The sequence below is a fragment of the Paraburkholderia ferrariae NBRC 106233 genome (assembly GCF_000685035.1).
GTDB classification, from domain to species: domain Bacteria; phylum Pseudomonadota; class Gammaproteobacteria; order Burkholderiales; family Burkholderiaceae; genus Paraburkholderia; species Paraburkholderia ferrariae.
The window spans coordinates 34,272-55,541 of sequence record NZ_BAYB01000008.1 but is presented as its reverse complement, the minus strand read 5'-3'; the positions used below and the strand labels follow the sequence as shown (position 1 = coordinate 55,541).

The 21,270-nt window shown below is 68.5% G+C and carries 17 protein-coding genes; 5 read left to right on the top strand and 12 right to left on the bottom strand.

Annotation, left to right across the window (positions count from 1 at the left end):
• Nucleotides 1-136 precede the first annotated feature (136 nt).
• The gene (gene kdgT / locus BFE01S_RS09060; protein WP_028225206.1) at nucleotides 137-1,153 is read left to right on the top strand and encodes a 2-keto-3-deoxygluconate transporter; all 1,017 of its coding nucleotides are present in this window, start codon (nucleotides 137-139) and stop codon (nucleotides 1,151-1,153) included.
• Nucleotides 1,154-1,225: 72 nt separating this feature from the next.
• On the opposite strand, the gene BFE01S_RS09055 is transcribed toward kdgT, so the two are convergent.
• Together BFE01S_RS09055 and BFE01S_RS09050 are read right to left on the bottom strand one after the other, a co-directional pair.
• Nucleotides 1,226-1,771, bottom strand: a complete 546-nt coding sequence (locus BFE01S_RS09055; RefSeq protein WP_028225205.1) for a cytochrome b — start codon at nucleotides 1,769-1,771, stop codon at nucleotides 1,226-1,228.
• Nucleotides 1,768-2,826, bottom strand: a complete 1,059-nt coding sequence (locus BFE01S_RS09050) for a catalase family peroxidase (RefSeq protein WP_028225204.1) — start codon at nucleotides 2,824-2,826, stop codon at nucleotides 1,768-1,770. The genes BFE01S_RS09055 and BFE01S_RS09050 overlap by 4 nt, the downstream gene beginning before the upstream one ends.
• A gap of 348 nt (nucleotides 2,827-3,174) precedes the next feature.
• Between BFE01S_RS09050 and BFE01S_RS09045 the strand changes: the two genes are divergently transcribed.
• Complete coding sequence (locus tag BFE01S_RS09045; protein ID WP_028225203.1) at nucleotides 3,175-3,573, top strand: GFA family protein; 399 nt, start codon at nucleotides 3,175-3,177, stop codon at nucleotides 3,571-3,573.
• Between the two features lie 103 nt (nucleotides 3,574-3,676).
• Here the strand turns inward: BFE01S_RS09045 and BFE01S_RS09040 are convergent, their stop codons facing one another.
• The 4 genes from BFE01S_RS09040 to BFE01S_RS38010 all read right to left on the bottom strand — a co-directional run bounded on the left by BFE01S_RS09040 (nucleotide 3,677) and on the right by BFE01S_RS38010 (nucleotide 10,534).
• Nucleotides 3,677-5,119, bottom strand: coding sequence for an NAD-dependent succinate-semialdehyde dehydrogenase (locus BFE01S_RS09040; RefSeq protein WP_028225202.1), 1,443 nt, complete (start codon nucleotides 5,117-5,119; stop codon nucleotides 3,677-3,679).
• A 204-nt stretch (nucleotides 5,120-5,323) separates the two neighbouring features.
• Nucleotides 5,324-7,522 (bottom strand): TonB-dependent siderophore receptor, encoded by a 2,199-nt coding sequence (locus BFE01S_RS09035; protein ID WP_042337388.1) that lies wholly within the window; start codon nucleotides 7,520-7,522, stop codon nucleotides 5,324-5,326.
• Nucleotides 7,523-7,860: 338 nt separating this feature from the next.
• Nucleotides 7,861-10,035 carry a phosphocholine-specific phospholipase C gene (locus tag BFE01S_RS09030; RefSeq protein WP_028225200.1) on the bottom strand — a complete coding sequence of 725 codons (2,175 nt, stop codon included), beginning with the start codon at nucleotides 10,033-10,035 and terminating at the stop codon, nucleotides 7,861-7,863.
• Between the two features lie 76 nt (nucleotides 10,036-10,111).
• A complete protein-coding gene (locus BFE01S_RS38010; protein ID WP_042337387.1) occupies nucleotides 10,112-10,534 on the bottom strand; it encodes a hypothetical protein in 423 nt (140 codons plus the stop codon).
• 291 nt (nucleotides 10,535-10,825) lie between these two features.
• On the opposite strand from BFE01S_RS38010, the gene BFE01S_RS09020 reads away from it, so the two are divergent.
• Complete coding sequence (locus BFE01S_RS09020; RefSeq protein WP_028225199.1) at nucleotides 10,826-11,290, top strand: RbsD/FucU family protein; 465 nt, start codon at nucleotides 10,826-10,828, stop codon at nucleotides 11,288-11,290.
• Between the two features lie 35 nt (nucleotides 11,291-11,325).
• Here the strand turns inward: BFE01S_RS09020 and BFE01S_RS09015 are convergent, their stop codons facing one another.
• Nucleotides 11,326-11,664 carry a DUF1330 domain-containing protein gene (locus tag BFE01S_RS09015; protein WP_028225198.1) on the bottom strand — a complete coding sequence of 113 codons (339 nt, stop codon included), beginning with the start codon at nucleotides 11,662-11,664 and terminating at the stop codon, nucleotides 11,326-11,328.
• Between the two features lie 234 nt (nucleotides 11,665-11,898).
• Here BFE01S_RS09015 and BFE01S_RS09010 point away from each other — a divergent pair, with 234 nt between their 5' ends.
• Nucleotides 11,899-12,117, top strand: a complete 219-nt coding sequence (locus BFE01S_RS09010) for a hypothetical protein (protein WP_028225197.1) — start codon at nucleotides 11,899-11,901, stop codon at nucleotides 12,115-12,117.
• A gap of 18 nt (nucleotides 12,118-12,135) precedes the next feature.
• Here BFE01S_RS09010 and BFE01S_RS09005 read toward each other — a convergent pair whose 3' ends face one another.
• Nucleotides 12,136-14,283: a tetratricopeptide repeat protein gene (locus BFE01S_RS09005; RefSeq protein WP_028225196.1), complete on the bottom strand. Its 2,148-nt coding sequence runs from the start codon at nucleotides 14,281-14,283 to the stop codon at nucleotides 12,136-12,138.
• A 300-nt stretch (nucleotides 14,284-14,583) separates the two neighbouring features.
• On the opposite strand from BFE01S_RS09005, the gene BFE01S_RS09000 reads away from it, so the two are divergent.
• Complete coding sequence (locus BFE01S_RS09000) at nucleotides 14,584-15,954, top strand: LLM class flavin-dependent oxidoreductase (RefSeq protein WP_028225195.1); 1,371 nt, start codon at nucleotides 14,584-14,586, stop codon at nucleotides 15,952-15,954.
• A 55-nt stretch (nucleotides 15,955-16,009) separates the two neighbouring features.
• On the opposite strand, the gene BFE01S_RS08995 is transcribed toward BFE01S_RS09000, so the two are convergent.
• The 4 genes from BFE01S_RS08995 to BFE01S_RS08980 all read right to left on the bottom strand — a co-directional run bounded on the left by BFE01S_RS08995 (nucleotide 16,010) and on the right by BFE01S_RS08980 (nucleotide 21,259).
• Nucleotides 16,010-17,062, bottom strand: coding sequence for an alcohol dehydrogenase (locus BFE01S_RS08995; RefSeq protein ID WP_028225194.1), 1,053 nt, complete (start codon nucleotides 17,060-17,062; stop codon nucleotides 16,010-16,012).
• A 192-nt stretch (nucleotides 17,063-17,254) separates the two neighbouring features.
• On the bottom strand, nucleotides 17,255-17,920 hold the full coding sequence (locus BFE01S_RS08990) for a DUF2894 domain-containing protein (protein ID WP_028225193.1): 666 nt from the start codon (nucleotides 17,918-17,920) through the stop codon (nucleotides 17,255-17,257).
• Nucleotides 17,913-18,560 carry an OmpA family protein gene (locus BFE01S_RS08985; protein WP_028225192.1) on the bottom strand — a complete coding sequence of 216 codons (648 nt, stop codon included), beginning with the start codon at nucleotides 18,558-18,560 and terminating at the stop codon, nucleotides 17,913-17,915. Before BFE01S_RS08985 ends, BFE01S_RS08990 begins: the two co-directional genes overlap by 8 nt.
• On the bottom strand, nucleotides 18,557-21,259 hold the full coding sequence (locus BFE01S_RS08980; RefSeq protein WP_028225191.1) for a DUF802 domain-containing protein: 2,703 nt from the start codon (nucleotides 21,257-21,259) through the stop codon (nucleotides 18,557-18,559). Before BFE01S_RS08980 ends, BFE01S_RS08985 begins: the two co-directional genes overlap by 4 nt.
• Nucleotides 21,260-21,270 lie beyond the last annotated feature (11 nt).

The following is a 21,270-nucleotide window of genomic DNA, read 5'->3' as shown; positions in this document are numbered from 1 at the left end:
ATCGCGGCGCCGCCGGATCCGCGCGAGCGGCGTTCCCTGCACGATGCCATATTTTTCGGCAGGGAGCATCCCGACATAAAGCCGGACACCGCGAAGCGCCGATCCGGCCACAGGACATCGCGTCCACGGAGGAGGCATGAAGCTGAAGAAGGCGATAGACCGCATACCCGGCGGCCTGATGCTGGTGCCGTTGCTGCTGGGCGCCTGCGTGCATACGTTCGCGCCGGGCGCAGGCAAGTACTTCGGTTCGTTCACCAATGGATTGATCGCCGGCACCGTGCCGATACTCGCGGTGTGGTTCTTCTGCATGGGCGCGACCATCGACCTGCGCGCGACCGGCACGGTCCTGCGCAAGTCGGGCACGCTGCTCCTCACGAAGATGGCGGTGGCGTGGATCGCGACGCTGGTCGCGGCGCGCTTCATCCCTGTCGATGGCGTGAAGGCCGGGTTGTTCGCGGGCCTCTCCGTGCTTGCCATCACGACCTCGATGGACATGACCAACGGCGGTCTCTACGCCGCGGTCATGCAGCAGTACGGCACCAGAGAGGAAGCGGGCGCCTTCGTGCTGATGTCGATCGAGTCGGGACCGCTCGTGAGCATGATCATCCTCGGTGCGACCGGCGTGGCGTTCTTCGAGCCGCGGCTCTTCGCGGGCGCGGTGCTGCCGTTTCTCGCGGGCTTCGTGCTCGGTAATCTCGACCGCGATCTGCGCGACCTGTTCGGCCGCTGCGTGCATCCGCTCATTCCCTTCTTCGGCTTCGCGCTCGGCAACGGCATCGACCTCAACGTGATCGTGAAGAGCGGCCTGAGCGGCGTCATGCTGGGCTTGGCCGTGATCGTCGTGACGGGCATTCCGCTCATCCTCGCCGATCGGCTCATTGCGGGCGGCAACGGCGCGGCGGGGCTCGCCGCGTCGTCCACGGCGGGCGCGGCGGTGGCGAACCCCGCGATCATCGGCGAGATGATTCCGCGCTTCAAGCCGCTCGTGCCGGCCGCCACCGCGATGGTGGCGACCTCGTGCCTCGTCACGGCCATTCTCGTGCCCATGCTCACGGCCCTCTGGGTGCGCCGCCGCGAGGCGCGCGACGCGTTGCTCCAGGAGTTCGCGGGACCGCCGGTGCCGCCCGTGGCGGGCCGCGACGCGCACGTATAGCGCGGCGCGGCGGGTGAGCGAGCGATCGTGCGCCAGGGCCAGCGGGCATGCAGCGCGCGGCGCGGCCAGCGTCTAGCTGCGCGCCTCCCCGCGCGCCATGCTCGCGAACACGCCGTCGCGCCGGATCCACGCGTGAAAGAGCGCGGCGCCCAGGTGCATCAGCACCACGGCGAAGAGCGCGAACGCGAGCCACGAATGCGCTGCGCGCAGCGCGGCATAGAGCGCCACGTTGTGCGGCGCGATCGGCGGCAGGTGCACGCTGCCGAACATCATCACGGGATAGCCGCCGGCCGAAAGCATGGCCCAGCCGATCAGCGGCATTGCTGCCATCAGCGCATAGAGCGCGAGATGCGAGGCGTGGGCGCCGGCGCGCTGCCAGCCCGGCATGTCGCCGGGCAGCGGCGGCGCACCATATACGAGGCGCAGCGCCGCGCGCACGATCACGAGCACGAGGATCGCGATGCCGAGCGGGCGATGCAGCGCCAGCAGCGCGAGGTGCAGGCGCGAGACCGTGGAGACCATGCCCACGCCCACGAACAGCATGGCGATAATCAGGACTGCCATCGTCCAGTGCACGAGGCGCGAGGGCGCGCTGAAATGGCGTCGGGGCGCGTTCATGGCTGGGTCTCTCCCTGCGATTGTGCGAGCTTCGCGACTTCTCGCGTGCGGCGGTTGAAGGAAACGGCGTAGGCGGCCGAGCGCGCGGCGAGCAGCGGGTCGTCGGAGGGCGCGAGGCCGGCCGGGAGGATGGTCGGGTCGAAGTTGACGTCGCGGCATACGCCTTCGCTTTGCGGCGAGGCGCTTTGCAGGACGAGTGTGCCCGCATCGATCTGCGTGCGGTCGGCGGGCCAGGCCGCGGTGGCGTCGTCGGTGGGGTCGCCCGGTTGCGCGACGGTAATCACGAGATGCCAGCGCAGCGGCCCTTGGGCGAGGCGCGCATCGAGATCGTTCGAGAGGAAGTCGGGCTGTGTCTTCTGCTCCGGCGTTTGCGGGGCATAGGGCGTTTCCGGCACCGTCTGCCAGCGGATGGCCTGGCGGCGCCCGTTCGCGTCGGTCGCAATGAAGGCGTTGATGCTGTAGAAGCCGGTATTCGCGAAGCTCGACGAAGGCGGGTGCGCCTTCACCCACTGGCGAAACGGCAGGGTTTCCGGATTCGCGCGATAGAACGCGTCGAGTTTCGCCGGGTCCGGCTTGCCGGTGGCGGGGTCGGGGCGCGACGCGACGAGTTGCCTGAAGAACTGCAGCGGCGTCTGCACCGCGAAGACGGGCGTCGAATTCATGCCCGTGCGCCACTGTTCGCCGTCCTGCAACTGGAACACCAGCGCCATGCTGCGTACGGGCACGCTGGCGTCGGGCGCCGAGGGATTGCTGCCGGGAATCGCGAAGCGTCCGATCACGGGCGTGCGGCCGGGTGCGAACACGGCCGCGCGCGAGACGCTCGCGCCGTTGCCGTTGCTCTCGAACCAGCCCTCCACGCACAGGCCCTTGGCGTGATTGCGCCGGAAGCCCGGGTGCACGCCGTAGTTCGTTTCGAAGGTATTGATGATGTGGGGCGCGGTCACGCGGTGCGGCGTGAGCCAGCCCGCGGTCCAGGCGAAGGCGGCCGCCGCGCCGGCCACGATGGCGGCAATGGCCGCGAGGCGGCAGGGCACGCAGATCGGCGCGCGGTTCATGGCCGGGCTCCATGCCGCCGCACGCGCGGGGGCGCGGCGGCCGGTAAAGCGGGGATAGCCGGTTCGGGGTGGGCGAGAATAGGCATGGCGGGTCCGGGTTGGGTGCTGCTGTTGGTCCAGTCAAAGGCGGCGGTGGCCGATACTGGCGTCAACAGCGTGTCCCGGCGATCTATTCCATGAGGTGCCCATGAAGTCTCCGCGACGTACCCGCGGTGCGCGGCATGGCGCTTGCGATCGAAGGGCGGGGCGCCGCGCTTAACCCGAATTCACCGCATCAGCCGCCCCGTAACTTTCAACGGCTTTCGCCGGCGAGGCGTGCGCGCGCTTCATCCGGCCAGGGAGAACCTTATGCTCAAGGGCGGTTGCTTATGCGGACAGATCCGCTACGAGATCGAAGGCGAACCCGGGGACTGCACGGTGTGCCATTGCGCCGATTGCCGCCATGCGTCGGGTGCGCCGTGTACGGCGTGGCTGAGCGTGCGGCTCAGCGACTTCCGGTTCATCGTCGGCGTGCCGCGTGTGGTGGCGTCGAGCCCCGGTGTCGAGCGGTCGTTTTGCGGGGTGTGCGGCACGCCGCTAACCTGGCGGCATGCGTCGTTCGAGAACGAGGTGGACGTAACGGCGGGCAGTCTCGACGACCCCGAAGCGGTGCCGCCCGCCCATCACACGTGGACTTCGCAGAAACTCGGCTGGGTGCAACTCGCAGATGGACTGCCGCAGCATCCGCGCGCATGGCCGGAGGTTTGACGCGCCAGGGTGCGCGAGGGTGCGCGGGGGTGCGTTAAGTGGCGCCAGGCCGCCAGGCGGCGCCGGGGCCGGAAGCGCCTGCGCGGCGCCCCCGGCCCGCGTATCAACGATGTTCGGTGACGAACTTCGTGACCAGATACGCTTCCATCGCTTCGGTGCCGCCTTCGGAGCCGTAGCCCGAGTCCTTCACGCCGCCGAACGGCGTTTCGGGCAGCGCGAGGCCGTGGTGGTTGATCGACAGCATGCCCGTTTCGATGTCGTCGGACAGCGCGGCGGACGTGGCGCTCGAGCGCGTGTACGCATACGAGGCGAGGCCCCACGGCAGGCGGTTGGCTTCGTGGATCGCTTCTTCGTAGCTCGAGAAACGCGAGACCGGCGCGAGCGGGCCGAACGGCTCCTCGTTCAGGATGCGCGCGGAAAGCGGCACGTCGGTCAGCACGGTCGGCGCGAAGAAGTAGCCTTCGCGGCCCACGCGTTCGCCGCCCGTCAGCACCTTCGCGCCCTGTTCGCGCGCGTCGGCCACGAGCCGTTCCATGGCGGCCAGGCGGCGGTCGTTCGCGAGCGGTCCCATCTGCACGCCTTCTTCGAGGCCGTTGCCCACCTTCACGCCGCGCAGGGTCGCGACGAAATGCTCGACGAATTCGTCGTAGGCGGCGTCTTCCACCATGAAACGCGTGGGCGCAATGCAGACCTGGCCCGCGTTGCGGATCTTCGCGAGGGCCAGCAGCTTTGCCGCGCGCGGCACGTCGGCATCGGCGAACACGATGGCCGGGGCGTGGCCGCCCAGTTCCATGGTGACGCGCTTCATGTGCTCGCCGGCCTTCGCGGCCAGCAGCTTGCCCACCGGCGTCGAGCCCGTGAACGAAATTTTGCGGATGGCCGGATGCGCGATCAGGTACGACGACACGTCGGCAGGCACGCCGAACACGAGGCTCAGCGCGCCGGCGGGCAGGCCGGCATCGACGAACACCTGCACGAGCGCCGCGCAGCTCGCGGGCGTTTCCTCCGGTCCCTTGAGCACGACGGTACAGCCCGAGGCGAGCGCCGCCGAGACCTTGCGCACGGCCTGATTGAGCGGAAAGTTCCACGGCGTGAAGGCGGCCACCGGGCCCACGGGCTCGCGCGTGACGACCTGGCGCACTGCTTCGGCGCGCGAGGGAATCACGCGGCCATAGGTGCGGCGGCCTTCTTCGGCGAACCAGTCGATGATGTCGGCGCCTGCGAGCGTTTCCACCTTTGCTTCGGCGAGCGGCTTGCCCTGCTCGCGCGTCATGATCGCGGCGATGTCGTCGGCGCGTTCGCGCAGCAGTTGCGCCGCGCGGCGCATGAGCTTGCTGCGCTCGTAGGGCGACACCTTGCGCCATTCGCGGAAGGCGCGCGCCGCGGCTTCGGCGGCGTCCGACAAGTCCTGCTCGCTGGCCACGGCGAGGCGCCCGATTTCGGCTTCGGTGGCCGGATCGATCACGGGAATCGTTCTGGCACCGGCGCGCCAGGCGCCATCGACATAGATCTGGGTATCCGGATAGGGCTTCACGCTGGACGTCATGGGGCGATCCTCTTCAACTTGGGGGAAAGCAGCCGCGTGCGGGAGGGGCGGTTCGCCCTGTTTGCACGCGGAGCCGGAAGACTGGACCGTCCATTGTGCCACTGCTCGCCGCGCGCTGCTGGCGGCGGGCAGGGCCGTGAAGGCGTAAAGCGGACGTAGAGCGGACATGAGCGGACGTAGAGCGGGCGCAAAGCGCCCTGTGCCTCAGAACTCCAGCGTGGCGTTCGCCACGAACGTGCGCGTGGCGGAGGGCATTACGTACGCGCCCCACGAGGTGGTCCAGTAGCGGCGGTTGAAGAGATTGTTGACGCCCGCGCGCAGCGTGACGTCCTTGCCGGCCACCTGGGTTTCGTACTTCGCGCTCAGGTCCCAGGTGGTATAGGCGGGCACGAACTGCGTGTTGGCCGCGTCCACGGCCATGTTGCCCACGTACTTGCCGCCGAACGCCAGAGTCAGGGCGCGCAGGTACGACGGGTTGTACTCCACGCGGCCCGTGAGCGTGAAGCGCGGCGCTGCATAGACGCGCTTGCCGTCCACCGTCGGGTCGTCCACGTCCACGGCCTTGGCGTCGAGCCACATCATGCCGCCCATGATGCGCCAGTCGGTGGCGAGCTGGAGCCAGCCGCTCGCGTCCACGCCGTCGTAGCGCTTCGTGCCGTCCTGCACGTAGACGTTGGCCGTATTGGTGTAGTCGTAGCCCTGATCGACGCGGAAGAGGGCGAGATTGGCGCCCCAGTTGCGATGATCGGACTTGTAGCCTACTTCGTACTGCTTGCTTTTGAGCGGGCCGTAGGTTTGCGGGTAGTTGAGGTTGGTGTTGCTCGCGGCCCCGCCTTGCTGGAGCCCTTCCACGTAGCTCGCATAGACCGTGGAGTACGGGTCGAGCTTGAACATCAGCGCGACGGTGGGCGAGACCGGGTTGGCGCTGTAGTTCGACATCACCGACTGGTCGGGCTGATAGACCTTGTCGCGATACTGCGTGTAGCGCAGGCCCAGCAGCGCCGAGAGGCGCGAGGTGAGCTGCACGGTGTCGCTCGCGTAGAGCGAAGTCTGCGAGGTCGCTTCCTGGCGGTACAGGTTCTCGCCGATATGGACTTCGTCGTTGGTGAGCAGCGTGCTCGAGTAGAGGTTGCCGGTGCCGAGGCTGTAGCCCGAGTTCCAGCCTTCGCTGTTGTCGTACTCGCTCTGCTGGGTCTGATAGCTCGCGCCGATCACGACATCGTGCTTGAAGGTGCCCGTTTCGAACTTGCCCTGCGCCATCGCGTCCACGTTCTGGTAGAAGTAGCGCGTCATGGCCGCGTACAGCGTGTTCTGGTAGTCGCCGGCTGCGTTTTCCACGTACAGCAGGCTGTCCGAATTCGTGCGGTTCTCTTTCGCGAAGCGGTACTTCAGGCTCGCGTGCCAGTTGTCCGAGAGGCGGTAGTCGAGCCCCGTGCCGAACGAGGCGATCTCGGTCTGATAGAAGTTCTGCGGCTGGGTGAGTTCGCGCGTGACCGAGTCCGGATCGGGAATGCCGAGCCCCGGGCCGAACATGAGGCCGAACAGCGTGCCGTTGGTCTTGCGCTTCTGGTAGAAGGCGTCGGCCGTCCAGGTGAGGTCCGGCGTGATGCGGAAGTCGAGCGCGAGCGAAGCGACCTGGCGGCGCACGTGGCCGTTCGCCTCAGCGGTGTTGCCGTCTTCGTTCACGAGGTTCAGGCGGTAGCCGAAGCGGTTGTCGTTGCCGAAGCGGCCGCCCAGATCGACCTTCTCGCTGAATACGCCCGCCGACTCGTAGCCGATCGAGAAGCTGCGGTACGGGTCGTCGGTCGGGCGCTTGAGTACGTAGTTGACGATGCCGCCCGGATTGCTGAAGCCGTACATGAAGCCCGACAGGCCCTTGAGCATTTCGACCTGCTCGAACGGTTCGAGCGACAGTTCCGTGTCCCACGACGGGAAATTCTGGCCGTCCACCTTCACGCCGTTGAGCATGTCGATCTGCAGGCCGCGGATGCTGAAGAACGCGTTTTCGCCCGTCACGTTGTTGCCGGCGTCCGTGACGGCGGGATCGTACTTGAACAGGTCGTTGATCGTGGAGGCGTTCAGATCCTTGCCCTGCTCGGTCGTGACCACGGTGGTGGAGAACGGCGTATCGACCTGCTTGCGGTTGCCGAGCGCACCGGCGCTCACGCGCTCGGGCGAGGCGGTTTCGGCGTCGCGCGCCGCGCTGACCTTGACCGTGGGCAGCGCGCCCGTGCTGTCGGGGCTGGCGGTGGTTTCGTCGGCCCAGCCCGGCGTGGCCACGGTGGAGAGCGTGAGGCCCGCGCTAATCAGCAGGGCGGCGGTGAGCGGAAACCGGGTGGACGGTGCGAAGCGGACGGCGGCGAGCGGGCCGGCCGGAGCGCGGGCGGCGGCGAGATTGAGCATGTTCTTCGAATGGTGCGGCGGCTGACGGCGCGTGCGCGGCCGGTGGCCGGGTCGTAAGGTGATGTAATAACGGCGTAATCGGCGCGAATGATAATGCAAACGATTCTCATGCGCAACAAATCAACTGCGCGAGTTGGGGGAATGACACAGGGCGGGAAGGCGGGGGGGCGGAAGGCGGAAAGCGTTGGGGCGCAGGATGGGCGAGCGCGGCGTGCATCAAGGAAGCCGGAACGGAGCGGGCGGGACCGCGCCCTCCGGCTCGCCGCCCGGCGGCACTCGCAGCCGAAGCCGCGCGCACCGCCGGGCGGGCTGGCAGCGGGGCGAGCGCCCCGCGTGCCTTAGCTCAGCGTCGTGACGGGCGCCACGGCGGCCGGGTCGCTGATGCTCGGGCGGCCGTTCTCGATATGGCCGGCCAGGCGGCGCTGGAAGGTCGAGTCGTCGTTGCTGGTCACGCTCAGGTCGTACCAGTGATGGCTCGATGCGAGAATCCACGCTTCCTCGATCCGTGCGCCCGCCGGCACCAGCACCGCTCGCTCGCGCGCGCCGTAGGCGTTGTCGATCACGTTCAGGCGCGCCACGCCCCCGCCCGTGTTGGCAAAGCGCAGGAACAGGTTGCCGTTCGCGACGTCGTAGTGCGCCGTGACCTCGGGCGCCGGCGTGCCGCCGTGGTGGCCGAAAGCCGCTGCTTGTTGCGATGGTTGCGACGACTGCGACGACTGCGACGAAGCCGCGGCCACCGTGCCCGTGAAGCGGCGCACGAAGCCGTTCGGCCCGTGCACTTCGAACGCATACGCGCCGTTCGTCACGGCGAGGTCCCACGTGTCGGAGAGCGACTTGCCCGCTTCCACCGTATAGCGCCACGGGCCGTCGCTGCGGTTCGCGGCGTACACGTAGAAGTGCGCGCCCTGGCGGCCCGTGTTGGCGAAGGTGATGTCGAGCGTATTCTGCTCGGCGTTCACCTTGCCGTTCACGTGCAGCTCGTAGGGCAGCGCGCGGGCGAAGCGCACGCCCGGCTCCTGCGCGTCGATCGGGCCCGGCGTGGCGGGCACGGTCGGCGCGGGGTTGGCCGAGCACTGGTTATTGGCCGTCGCGATGTAGTTGCTCGTGTCGGGCAGCGCGGGCATGGTGGCGTCCGGCGTGCGGAAGTCGAATGCCGAAACGAGGTCGCCCGACACGGCGCGGCGCCATGCCGTGATGTTCGGCTCGTGCACGCCGAAGCGCGCTTCGATGAAGCGGATCACCGAGGTATGGTCGAACACCTGCGAGCACACGAAGCCGCCCTTGGTCCACGGCGAGACGATGGTCATCGGCACGCGCGGGCCGAGGCCGTAGGGCAGGCCGTCGGCCGTGTAGCTGCCGCCGCGGTACGGGTTCACGACGTCGTGGATTTCGCCTTCCACGCTCACCGTCGATTTGCCCTGTGCGGGCGTGGTGGGCGGCTGCGGCGGCACGATGTGGTCGAAGAAGCCGTCGTTCTCGTCGTACATGATGAAGAGCACGGTCTTGCTCCACACCTCGGGATTCGACGTGAGCGCGTCGAGAATCTGCGAGGTGTACTCGGCGCCGTAGGCCGGCGTGTACTTCGGATGCTCCGAGTACGCGGCGGGCGGCAGCAGCCACGAGACCTGCGGCAGGTTGTTCGCGAGCACGTCGTTCTTCAGGTCGGCGATCGTGCGCACGGTCTGGGCGCGCTGATAGAGCGCCGAGCCCGGCTGCGCGTCGATGAAGTTCACGAAGTTCTGCAGGATGTTCGTGCCGTAGTTGCCGTTCAGCGGGTCGCTGCCGTTCGTGCCCTGCTGGTAGATCTGCCACGAAATGCCGGCGGCCTGCAGGCGTTCGGGGTAGGTCGTCCACGAGAGCAACTGGTAGGCGGGCGGCACGTCGCCGTCCACGTAGTCGTTGTTGTCGAGGAGCGGGCCGCCCATGGTGCCGCCCGGATCGACCATGCCCGTCATCAGGTAGGCGCGGTTCGGGTGGGTGGGGCCGGGCAGCGAGCAGAAGTACTGGTCGCAGACCGTGAACGCATCGGCCAGCGCGTAGTGGAACGGAATGTCCGCGCGCAGGTAGTAGCCCATCGTCATGTCGGTCTTGTACTGCGGCCACTGGTTGTAGATGCCGTTGTTGATCGCGTAGTGCGTGGGGTACCAGCTATGGTCGAGGTCGCCCACGCATTGCGCGCTCGTGGTCTGCGTGTTGAGGTGGAACGGCAGCACGGGCTGCGCCGCGTTTTCCTTCGAAGGCTGATACCAGACCGGCTGGCCGCCGGGCAGCGGGATCGGCAGGCGGTCGTTATAGCCGCGCACGCCGCGCAGGTGTCCGAAGTAGTGGTCGAAGGAGCGGTTCTCCTGCATGAACACGACGATATGCTCCACGTCGCGGATCGAGCCGGTGCGCGAGAACGCCGGAATGGCGAGCGCGTTGCGGATCGACTCGGGAAACACGGTCATCGCGGCGGCGGCAGCGCCCGACGAGGCGACAGTCTGCAGGAAACGGCGACGGCTGGTTGACGTCATTGTTGATCACCTTTCTGCTTGTGCTTGCTTGTGGGATGAAGGCATGTGCATGTACACACCATGGTACGGCGGGTTTCTACTGGCTTGTCGTTGCGGTACGGCGGGAATCGTTGGCCGGGTTGCCGGGATCGTCGGCGTCGCCGGGGGCGTAGCTGAGGACCGGCGCGACCTGCTGGCTGTCCGCGGCGAGGCTCGCTTGCGCGCTTTGCACGGCGGCGGCGGGCGGCGCTGTGTCGCCGGAGCTGGACGTGCCGCTTGCGATACCGTTCGCGCCGTTGCCGGCCGATGGCGCCGCCGCGTAGGCCGTTTGCGGAAGCAGCGGCGCGGCGCTCGTCGGCGCGGCGTTGGCCTGTGCGGGTGTCGGGACGGAGGCGGTCGAGCCGCCCGCGTCGGGTCCGGCATCGGGGCCGCACGCGGCAAGCGAAATCGTTGCGAGAACAACGGCAAACGCGAGGGCGAACGCGCTCGCCTGCGAGGCGTCGCGGGGGCGTATTCTCATGGGTGCGTCCATTCTGATGGATGGGTCGCGCACAGTTTCCGCGCCGATGAAGAAAGAATTATGAAACGCACGAAAACGTTTGCGACGGACGGAGATTGCTTTGCAAACATGTTTGACGGCGGCCAATGCGGCCAATGCGGCCTGGGCGGGGTGGGCGGCAGGTCGGTGAAACAAGGTTCTGCCGATGCAATGCGCATTCACGCGCACTTGTGGCGCGTCCGCCGCGCACGGTACGATGTCGCCGCAACGCGCGCGCTGCGCCGTTCCTGTGCACTATCAAGAGGAGACACCGTGCTGAAAAATCTCGATCCGCTGCTCAACGCCGACGTGCTGCATGCACTGGCATCGATGGGGCACGGCGACGAAGTCGTGGTCTGCGACGCCAATTTCCCCGCCGATTCGGTTGCGCGTGCAACCGTGATTGGCCGCGTGCTGCGTCTGGACGGCGTGGATGCGCCGCGGGCGGTCCGCGCGGTGCTCTCGGTCATGCCGCTCGACAGCTTCGTCGACGATCCGGCGCTGCGCATGGAAGTGGTGGGCGACCCGCACGCGCTGCCCGCCGTGCAGCGCGAGGCCCAGCACGAGGTCAACGCGGGCGAGGGCCGCGAAGTGCCGTTCGCGCCGCTCGAACGTTTTGCGTTCTACGAGCGTGCAAAGCAGGCGTATTGCGTGATCGCCACGGGCGAGCCGCGCGGCTATGGCTGCTTCGTCTTCAAGAAGGGCGTGCTGCTGGCAGCGGACGAACCGCGCGCGTGAGGGGCGCGGGCGGCGCGAGCGGCCCGCACGAAGTGTCAGCGCGGGTCGTGCGCGCTGGCGAGCACGTCGGTCGCGCGATGCGGCTGCGGCACCTCGTCGATCAGGAACGCTTCGCCCGTGGCGTGCTGCGTGCGCAGCGGCAGGATGGCCTGATAGGCGGCCGAGCGATACCACTGCCGCGCGCGTTCGCGGTCGTCGAACGCGATCACGATCAGGTCGCCCCGGAAGGCACCTTCGATCTGCTCGACAGGGCCGCCATGAATCACGAAGCGGCCGCCGTAGGGCGCGAGCGTGGCGTCGATCTTCTCCAGATACTCGACGATGGCGGGGCACATTTCGACTTCGCGCAGATGGGCGACGGCATAAGCGGTCATGGTTTCGGTCCTCGTTGGGGTACTACGGCACACGTAACGGTGTGCAGGCAGCAACGAGGATAGGGCGGTGCGCGCGGCGGATCGATTACCTCGGAGGTAAAGCCGGCAGCCCTCGGGAGCACGCAATGCGCGAGGCGTGCGGAGTAAAATGCCCGGAATCGCAGTCCCGATCGGCTTGCCGATTGACTTCCCGATCGACTGCCTGCCCACTCACCGCCCGCCGCGCACGATCCGATGAAACCCGCCCCCACCGAAGAACGCAAGCGCAAGCGCCCGCCCACCTGGGTGTTGAATACCCTCACCGCGCTGGTGGGCGTGGCTACGCTGGGCGCCGGTATCGGCTGGCTCGTTTATAGCTGGGTGGTCGATCTGGAGATTCCGTACTTCGCCATCCCCCTCATTCTCTGCGTGCCCGTGATCGCCGCCGTGGCGTTCCGCAATCTCTGGGACTGACCGCGCGAGCGTTGCGCCTCACGCGGCGAAATGCGTCTCGCACGCCTGCCGCACCCGTTCGACCACCTCTGGCCAGGCTTCGTCGAGGCGTCGCCTGAAAAGCCGCACCGTGCCGGGATACCACGGCGAGTCGTCGCGGCCATGCAGCCAGCGCCAGTCCACGTCGTAGGCCGGCAGCAGCACCCAGCAGGGCTTGCCGAGCGAAGCGGCCAGATGCGCCGTCGAGGTATCGACGCAAATCACGAGGTCGAGCTGCGAGACCACCGCGGCCGTATCGGCGAAGTCGTCGAGTTCGGGGCCGAGCGGCACGATGGGCAGGGGGGGCAGGCCGGCGATGGCGTCGAGCGCTTCCTCTTCGCCCGCGCCTTTTTGCAGGCTCACGAACCGGGCACCCGGCACGCGCCAGAGCGGCGCGAGCGTGCGCAGCGAGGGCAGCGAGCGGTGCAGGTCGTTTTTATGCCTGGGGTTGCCCTTCCAGACGAGGCCCACGCGCGGGCCGGCGCCGAGGTCGGCGAGGCGGTCGCGCCAGCGCGCGAGGCGCGCGGCGTCGGGCGCGAAGCGCACGGGCGGCGGAATCGTATCGAGCGTCGTGCCGAGATGCAGCGGCGCGCTGATCGCGCTGATCCACGCGTCGAAGTTTTGCGCCTCGGCCGCTGCTTCGAAGTGGGTGAGCACGGCATCCGCGCCTTCCACGCCCGCGAAAAGCGGCACGAGCGGCGCGCCGCAGGCCAGCACGATACGCGCGGCGCCCTGCGCCTTCAAAAGAGCCAGGAAGCGGCCGAACTGCAGCATGTCGCCGAGGCCGTCTTCCTGCCACACGAGCAGGCGCCGGCCCTCCAGCGGTTCGCCCTGCCACTTCGGGCACTTGAGCAGCGCCTGCGTGGCGTGATGCACGAAGCCCGGCATTTCGTAGCGGCATTCGTAGCGCGCCCAGCCTTCTTCGAACCGCCCCATCGTCAGGAGCAGCGTGGCGAGGCGGAACTGCGCGTCGCCGTAGCCGGGGCGCAGTTCGAGCGCGCGCCGGTAGCAGGCTTCCGCTTCGTCCAGATTGCCCAGCTCCCTCATGATGCTGCCGATGCTGTAGTAAGCCTCGGCGAGATCGGGCCGCACGGCGAGCGCGGCGCGAAACGCCGCCAGGGCTTCGGGCAGGCGCAACTGGTCGAGCAGCACGCAGCCGAGGTTGTTGAGCGCTTCGATGCGCGTCGGCGCAAGCTGGAGCGCCGTGCGGAAGGCCGCTTCGGAATCGGCCAGATGGCCGCGCGCATGCAGCACGCAGCCGAGGTTGTAATGCGCGTCGGCGTAGTCGGGGCGCAGCGCGAGGGCCTGGCGGTAGGCCGCTTCGGCTTCCACGAGCCGCCCGAGATCGGAGAGCACGCAGCCGAGGTTGTTGTGCGCTTCGAGGTAGTCCGGCTGCACGGCAAGCGCGAGACGGCAGGCGAGTTCGGCTTCGGTGGAGCGGCCGAGCGCTCTTTGCAGCGCGCCGAGGTTGTTGAGCGCCTCGGGGTAGCGCGGCTGCGCGCGCACGGCCTCGCTATAGGCCAGTTCGGCCTCCACGAGCCGCCCGCTTTCGCGCAGCAGGTTGCCGAGGCCGTTGTGCGTGCGCGCATGGTGCGGCTGCACCGCGAGTGCCGCGCGCCAGGCCGCTTCGGCTTCTTCGCTGCGCTTTGCGTCGTGGAGCACCGTGCCGAGATTGCAGAGCGCTTCCACATGGCCCGGCTCGCGCGCGAGGGCGCGGCGGCACGCGGCCTCGGCTTCGTCGAGGCGGCCGAGCCGGTGCAGTACCGCGCCGTGCTGGCTATGCACCTCGGCGCGCTCGGGGCTCAGGCGTGCGAGGTGCGCGTAGATCGCCTGCGCTTCGGCGAGTTGCCCGCGCGCGGCGAGCAGCGCGCCGAGGCCCAGGTAGGGCTCGGTGAAGGCCGGCCGTGCCTGGATGCAGCGCACCCACAGCGACTGCGCGGCGTCGGGCTGGCCCACGCTCGCGGCGCAGGCCGCGGCGAGATTGAGCACGTCGATGCGGTTTGCGTCTTCCGGCGCGGCCCCGTTGCCGGCGAGCGGCACGAGCAGCGCGAGCGCTTCGACGAAGCGCTGGTTCGCGGCGAGCGTGGCGGCTTCGCGCACGATGTCGTCGGCGGTGGGGGCGGCTGCGGGGGGCGTCGTGGCGGTCACGGTGGGCGGTTTGCGGATGTGTCGGGGCGGAGAAAACAAGGGCAGGTTCGTACTCTACGGCAGGCGGGGCAGCCGCGGCGGCCGGAATAGAGCGCATGGCGCGCCTCAATTCGGGCCATGGCGTTGCGCCTGCGCTGGCCGCCGGGGTCGCCGGGGTCATCAAGGTCGCCGGGCATGCCGCCGGGCGCCGTTTGCGGCCCCGCGCATATCGATGTGCGGATTTCTTCGTGGCGGCCCACGAGGCGCCGGCCCAGAATGGTTCGCTTCATTCCTCTCCACGCTGCGCGTTCCGCCTCTCCCATGAGCCAACGTTCCGGACACCTGCGCCTTGGCGCCTTTCTCTACCCCACCGGCCATCACATTGCCGCATGGCGCCACCCGCATGCGCTTGCCGATGCGGGCAGCCGCTTTCGCCATTACGTCGAACTGGCGCGCGCCGCCGAAGCCGCGAAGTTCGATTTGATCTTTCTCGCGGACGGCTCCGGCACGCGCGGCGACAACGTGGAATACCTGAGCCGCACCGCGCACAGCTACGTCGCGCAGTTCGAGCCGCTTACGCTGCTTTCGGCGCTGGCGGCCGTGACGGAGCGCATCGGCCTCGTGGGCACGGCTTCGACCACGTTCAACGAGCCGTATCACATCGCGCGCAAGTTCGCCTCGCTCGACCATATCAGCGGCGGGCGCGCGGGCTGGAATCTCGTGACCTCGTCGAACGAGCATGAGGCGAAGAACTTCGGCTTCGACCAGCATCTCGCGCATGCGCGCCGCTACGAGCGCGCCGAAGAATTCGCCGAAGTCGTGACGGGCCTGTGGGATAGCTGGGACGAAGACGCCTTCGTGCACGACAAGGCCGCAGGCCGTTTCTTCGATCCGGCGAAGCGCCACGTGCTCGACCATCGCGGCGAGTTTTTCAACGTGCGCGGGCCGCTGAACGTGGCGCGCGCGCCGCAGGGGCATCCGGTGGTGGTGCAGGCGGGGTCGTCGGAGGCGGGCAAGGCGCTCGCGGCGCGTACGGCCGAGGTGATCTTCACGGCGCAGCAGCGGCTGGAAGACGCCGTGGCGTTCTACGCCGACGTGAAAGGGCGGCTTGCCGCGCACGGCCGCGATCCCGACAACCTCAAGATCATGCCGGGCGTCATGCCGATCGTGGGGCGCACCGAGGGCGAGGCGCGCGAGAAGTTCGAGACGCTGCAGGCGCTGATCGATCCCGTGGTGGGGCTCGCGATGGTCTCGTCCTTGACGGGCGGCATCGATCTTTCGGGCTATCCGCTCGACGGCCCCATTCCCGAACTGCCCGAAACCAACGCGAGCAAGAGCCGCCAGTCGCTCACGCTTGCGCTCGCGCGGCGCGAGAACCTGACGATCCGCGAACTCTCGTTGCGGGTGGCGGGCGCGCGCGGCCACTGGCAACTGGTGGGCACGCCGGAGCAGATCGTGGATGCGCTGGAAGAGCGCTTCGTGAACTATGGCGCGGACGGCTTCAACGTGATGCCCGCGCTGCTGCCCGACGGGCTCGACGACTTCATCGCGCTGGTGCTGCCCGAACTGCGGCGCCGGGGCCTGTTTCGCAGCGAGTACGAAGGGCGCACGCTGCGCGATCACCTGGGGCTGAAGCGGCCGGGCTTGCGCGGCGGCCGCGCAGAACGCGCTGCGGCGGCCGTCGCGGGTTGATCGCGGGTTGATGGCCGATTGATACGGATTGCGAACGATAAGCGCGCGGCCGCGCTTATGGAACGAGCACCTGCCGTCCCACGACCTTGCCGTGATGCAGGGCTTGCAGTGCCTCGTTGACCTCGTCCAGCGGCCGCGGCGATACGGGGGCGGGGCGGATCTTGCCGTCGCGCATGAGCGAGACGAGCTCGCGCAGTTCGGGCAGCGTGCCGACATAGCTGCCTTCGATGCGCAGCGGCCGCATCGGAATGATCGGCAGCGCGAGCGTGATGTCGCCGCCCATCAGGCCGACGATCACCACGTGGCCGCCGCGCGCGCACGAATCGAGCGCGAGCGTCACCGTGGAGGTGGCGCCGACCAGATCGAGCACGGCGCGCGCGCCGCCGCCTGCGGCCTCGGCGATCTGCGTGGCGGCGTCGGGTGCGCGCGCATCGATGGCGGCCAGCGCGCCTTCCTTGAGCGCGGCTTCGCGCTTGGCCGCATCGATATCGACGACGATCGCGCCTTTGCCGCCCAGCGCCTTGAGCACTTCGATGGCCATGAGCCCGAGCCCGCCCGCGCCGATCACCACCACCGGCGCTTCATGAATGCGCTCGCCGAACTTGCGGATGGCCGAATATGTGGTCACGCCGGCACAGGCGAGCGGCGCGGCCTTGACGGGATCGAGCCCGCCAAGATCGACCAGATAGCGCGGATGCGGCACGATCACGTAGTCGGCGAAACCGCCGTTGCGCATCACGCCGAGCGACTGGGGCTTGATGCACAGGTTTTCCTCGCCGCGCACGCAGGCGGGGCATGCGCCGCAGCCGATCCACGGATGCACGATGGCGGCCATGCCCGTTTGCACCGGACCGGCATCGGGGCCGGCCGCGACGACTTCGCCGCAGATTTCATGGGAGAGGGTGAGCGGCAGCTTGATGCCGCGGTCGGCGAGCGAGAGCTTCTTGCCGCCGCCCAGATCGTAGTAGCCCTCCCAGATGTGCAGGTCGGAGTGGCACAGGCCGGCGGCCTTCACGCGCACCAGCACTTCGGTGCCTTGCGGTTGCGGAACTTCCTGGTGCTTCAGTTCGAGCGGCTGACCGTGGCTGGTCACGCAATAACAACGCATCTGCATCGATGTCTCCGTTATCGGGTTGGGCACTGCTGGACGTAGGCGTTTGCTCTGCATGATAGCGGATATGCCCTGTTTTCGTACGGTCGTTCGGCTTGTGGGGCATGGCGGCGTGCTGGCGTGTATGCCGACGAAAGCCGCAGGGCTTCCCGTTTCGTCCGGCGCAGGGGTGCCCGCGGCACCCTTTGATTAACGCGCCTTGCTGCGCGTGCTCTTCTTCGTGCTGGCCGCGCGCGGCGCTTCCTTGCTGGCGGGCGCATCGACGGCGTTCAGTTGCTCCAGCCACGAGAGCGCATCGGCATAGGCCAGAAAATTCTGCAGATAACCGGGCGAAAGCTCGCGCATGAGCGAAAGCGAGCGGTGCACGAGGCTCATCGAATTGAGCGGGCCGGCGTTCTGCGGCACCTGGAATTGCGCCTCGCGCAACTGCTGCCCGGCGCGCACGCGAGCCCAGGTCGCGCGAAAGTAATCGATCAATTCGGGCGAAACGGTCCAGGTGCTGCCGTCACTGTTGCGCACCTTGGCGCCGTTTTCGGTGTTCGCGTGGTGGGCGAGGCGGTCCACCAGGGCGCCCAGTGCGTTGCTCGTCTGTGCCGGCGCATCGGGCGCATCGTATGCTTCGTACGCTTCGTGTGCGTCTTGCGTGGCTTGAGCGAAACCCCCGGTCAGCGCCGTGTACTGCGCAATCAATTCGGAGAGCCTGGCATCGAGCAGGCGGCGCGCTTCGCCGCTGCGGCCGTCCGCCCGCTGCGCCAGCGCTTCGATCAGGCGAAAGCGCAGGGGATCGAGCCGGTCCGCGCCGCGCTCGCGCCAGGCGTCGAGTTGCGCCCGCACGGGCAGCGCGTGCTCACTCACCGCGGTCTCCGCCCGCGGCGCTCGAACGCGGCACCGGCGCGATTTCGACGCGCCGGTTTTTGGCGCGCCCCGCGGCGTCGGCGTTCGAACTCACGGGTTGCTCCGAGCCGAAGGCCGCCGCGAATACCGACGAAGCGGGCACCCCTTCCTCGATGAACGCGCGCGTGACGGTCAGCGCGCGCTGCGCGGAAAGCTCCCAGTTGTCGGCGAAGCGCCGGTTGCTCGCCCGCACCTGCTGGTCGTCGGCGAAGCCGCTCACCATCAGGATTTCGTCGTGCGCCTTGAGGTAGGCCGCGAGCGGCCCGGCCAGGCTCTGCAGCAATTGGCGCCCCTCGGGCTGCAACTGATCGGAGTTGAGCGCGAAGAGCACGTTGCCGCTAATGCCGATGCGCCCGTTCACGAGCGTGATGCGCCCCGCCGCGAGCGGGCCGGCCAGCGCCTCTTCGAGCGTCTTGCGGCGCTGCGCTTCCGCCTGGCGCTCCTTCACGGCCTGGTCGAGCTTCGTCGAGAGTTCGAGCTGCACGCCGATCACGCTCACGAGGATCAGCACGAACGCGCCCAGCAGCACCGACATCAGATCGCTGAAGGCCGCCCAGACGGGCGTGGTCGGCTCCGCGCCGCCGTCGATCTCTTCGCTCATGCGGCGTCGGCTCCTGCTTCGGCTCCTGCTTCGGCGCGCTGGCTGGCAAGCTGCTGCAGTTCTTCCATGATCTGCTTCTGCGAAAGCAGGCTCAGATCGATCACTTCGCGCGCCTGGGCGACGTAGTAGGCGAGCTGTTCGTCGCTGCGCGCGAGCGACTTGTCGAGCGAACCTTCGATGCGCTGGAGCTGTGCGACGAGCGTTTCGTTAGAGGTGCCGAACGACTGCACGGCGGCACCGAACGCATCGGCAAGGCTCGCCACTTCGGCGCCGCCGCTCGCCACCTGCGCGGCAATGCCGTCGAGCTTGTGCGCTTGCGTCTCGACGCGCTCCGTGAAGCGCGTGCCCACGCGATCGAGCAGGTCCGCCGAGGTGGAAACGAGCGCATCGACGGCGCTGCGCTGCTCGGTGGAGGCGTGGTTGACCGCGTCCAGCAGCGTTTCGAGCGTGGCCAGCAGGCGGCTGCGCTCTTCGAGCATCGCCGTGTCGCGGACCATGCTTTCCGAGAGCTTCTGGCGCAGTTCGGCGACGACTTCGGCCGCGGCGAGCGGCGCTTGCGATGCGGCCTGCACGAGGCGCGCAATTTCGGCGATGGTCTCGCGCGAATGCGCCGAGGTGGTGGCCGCGACCTCGCCGGCAGTGCGTTCCAGCGTTTCGCAGATGGTCTGCTGGCGGCTTGCGGCTTGCGCGAGCGCCTCGTTCCATTGGGCATGCAGCGCCGTCGTCATGGTGGCGACGGTTTCGCGCCATGCGTCGAGCCTCTGCTGCTCGCGTGCCGTGAGTTCGGCTTGCAGGGCGGCATGCGATTCGTCCGCTGCGCGCAGCAGGGCGGCCGTATGTTCGTCGAATTTTCCGGCCGCGGCGGTCAGGGCTTGCTGGTGGGCCAGGGCCAGTTGCTCGCTCACCTGCGCGTGTTGCGCGTGCGCGGCGGTCCAGGTTTGCGAAACCGTGTCCGCCGTCGTGTCGAGCCGCGCGGCAACGCCGGACAGCAGTTCGGCCGAACGTTGCGCGAAGGTTTCGGCGTAGCGGTCGAGCGAGGCGCGCAGGTCGGCGGCGAGCGTATCGTTTTGCTCGCGCTGCTGCGCGAGTGCATCGCGCCATTGCTCCGAGAGGCCGGCCGAGGTGGCTGCGAGTCCTGTCGTGATGTCGCTTAGCTGGCGCTCCACGGCCTGCGTGACGGTGCTCTGGAGAGCGGCGGTTTCCTGTGAGAAACGCGCGGCTGTGGAGTCGAAGCCAGTCGTGATGGCGCTTAGCTGGCGCTCCACGGCTTGCGTGACTGCGCCCTGGAGAGCGGCCGTTTCCTGTGAGAAACGCGCGGCTGTTGAGTCGAGGTTGGTGGTGATGGCGCCAAGCTGACGCTCCACAGCTTGCGTGACGGTGCCTTGCAGGGCGGCGGTTTCCTGTGAGAAACGTGAGACCGTTGAGTCGAAGCCAGTCGTGATGGCGCCTAGCTGGCGCTCCACAGCTTGCGTAACGGTGCCTTGCAGGGTGGCCGTTTCCTGTGAGAAACGCGCGGCTGTTGAGTCGAAGCCGGTTGCGATGGCGCCCAATTGACGCTCCACAGCCTGGGTCACCGTTTCGTGCAGCGAGGCGGTCTCGCTCCTGAGCGTCGCAGTGGAAGCATCGAGCTTCTCCGCCACGGCGCTCAACTGGCGCTCGACCGCTTGCGCCACGGCGTCGTGCAGGCGCGTTGTTTCGTGCCTCACGCTTGCCGTCGTCGCTTCGAGCCCTTCGCTCACGCCGTTCAGTTGCCGCTCGACGGCCTGCGTCACCGTGCCGTGCAGCGTCGCGGCTTCTTCCTTGAGCTTCGCGAGCGTCGCTTCCACGGCCGGCAGCACCGCCGCGCTGGCGGCGCGCGCGCTGCTCGCCGCATTGTCCTGGAGCGAGCGCGCCACCGACGCGGCGAGTGCCGTCCACGTGGCTTCGGCCTTGCCGAGGAAGGCGGTCTGACTCGCGATCTGCCGCTCGTTCATGGCAACGCTTTGCTGCTCGATGGCTGCGATCACCGTCTGCAAGCGCTCGACGATTGCCGGCATTGCTTCGGCCTGGCGGCGCATCACGGCGAAGCCTGCCTCGCGCTGGTGCGCCTGCGAAAAGCCCCGCAGGGTGGTCGCGATCTTCGCGTCGAGCCGTTGGGCGGCCTCGGCGCGCGCGCGCCGGCACAGCGCCGAAAGCAGGCCGAGCATGGCCGACGTGGCCACGCCCGCAATCGAGGTGCCGAACGCGAACGCCAGTCCCTTGACGGGCGCGGCGAGCGAGGCGCGGATCGCGAGCAGGTCGGTCGAGCCCTCCAGCGCGGCGCCGGTGCCCTTGAGCGTCGCGGCCATGCCGAGCAGCGTGCCGAACATGCCGAGCAGCACGAGCAGGCCGACCAGATAGGGGGTGAGCGCGGGGCCCGGCAGCGCGGCGCGCTCGCTTTCCACGCGCAGGCGCACGGCGCCGCGCAGGCCGGCGGGCACGCGTTCGAGCCACGCGTTGAGCGTGGCGGGCGGGGCGGCCAGTTCGCTCACGGCGGTATCGAGCGCGGCCGTGTCCTGGCTGAAGCGCCACAGTTCGAGCGCGCCGATCACGTAGCACGCGCCGATCAGCAGCGTGACGGCGAGTGCGAGCGGGTTCGAGGCGATATAGCCGATGCCGGTCCAGAGAACGGCGGCGAGACCGGCGAGAAAGACGAGAAAGTCGATGCGAAATCGGGACATGGGGTGTCTGG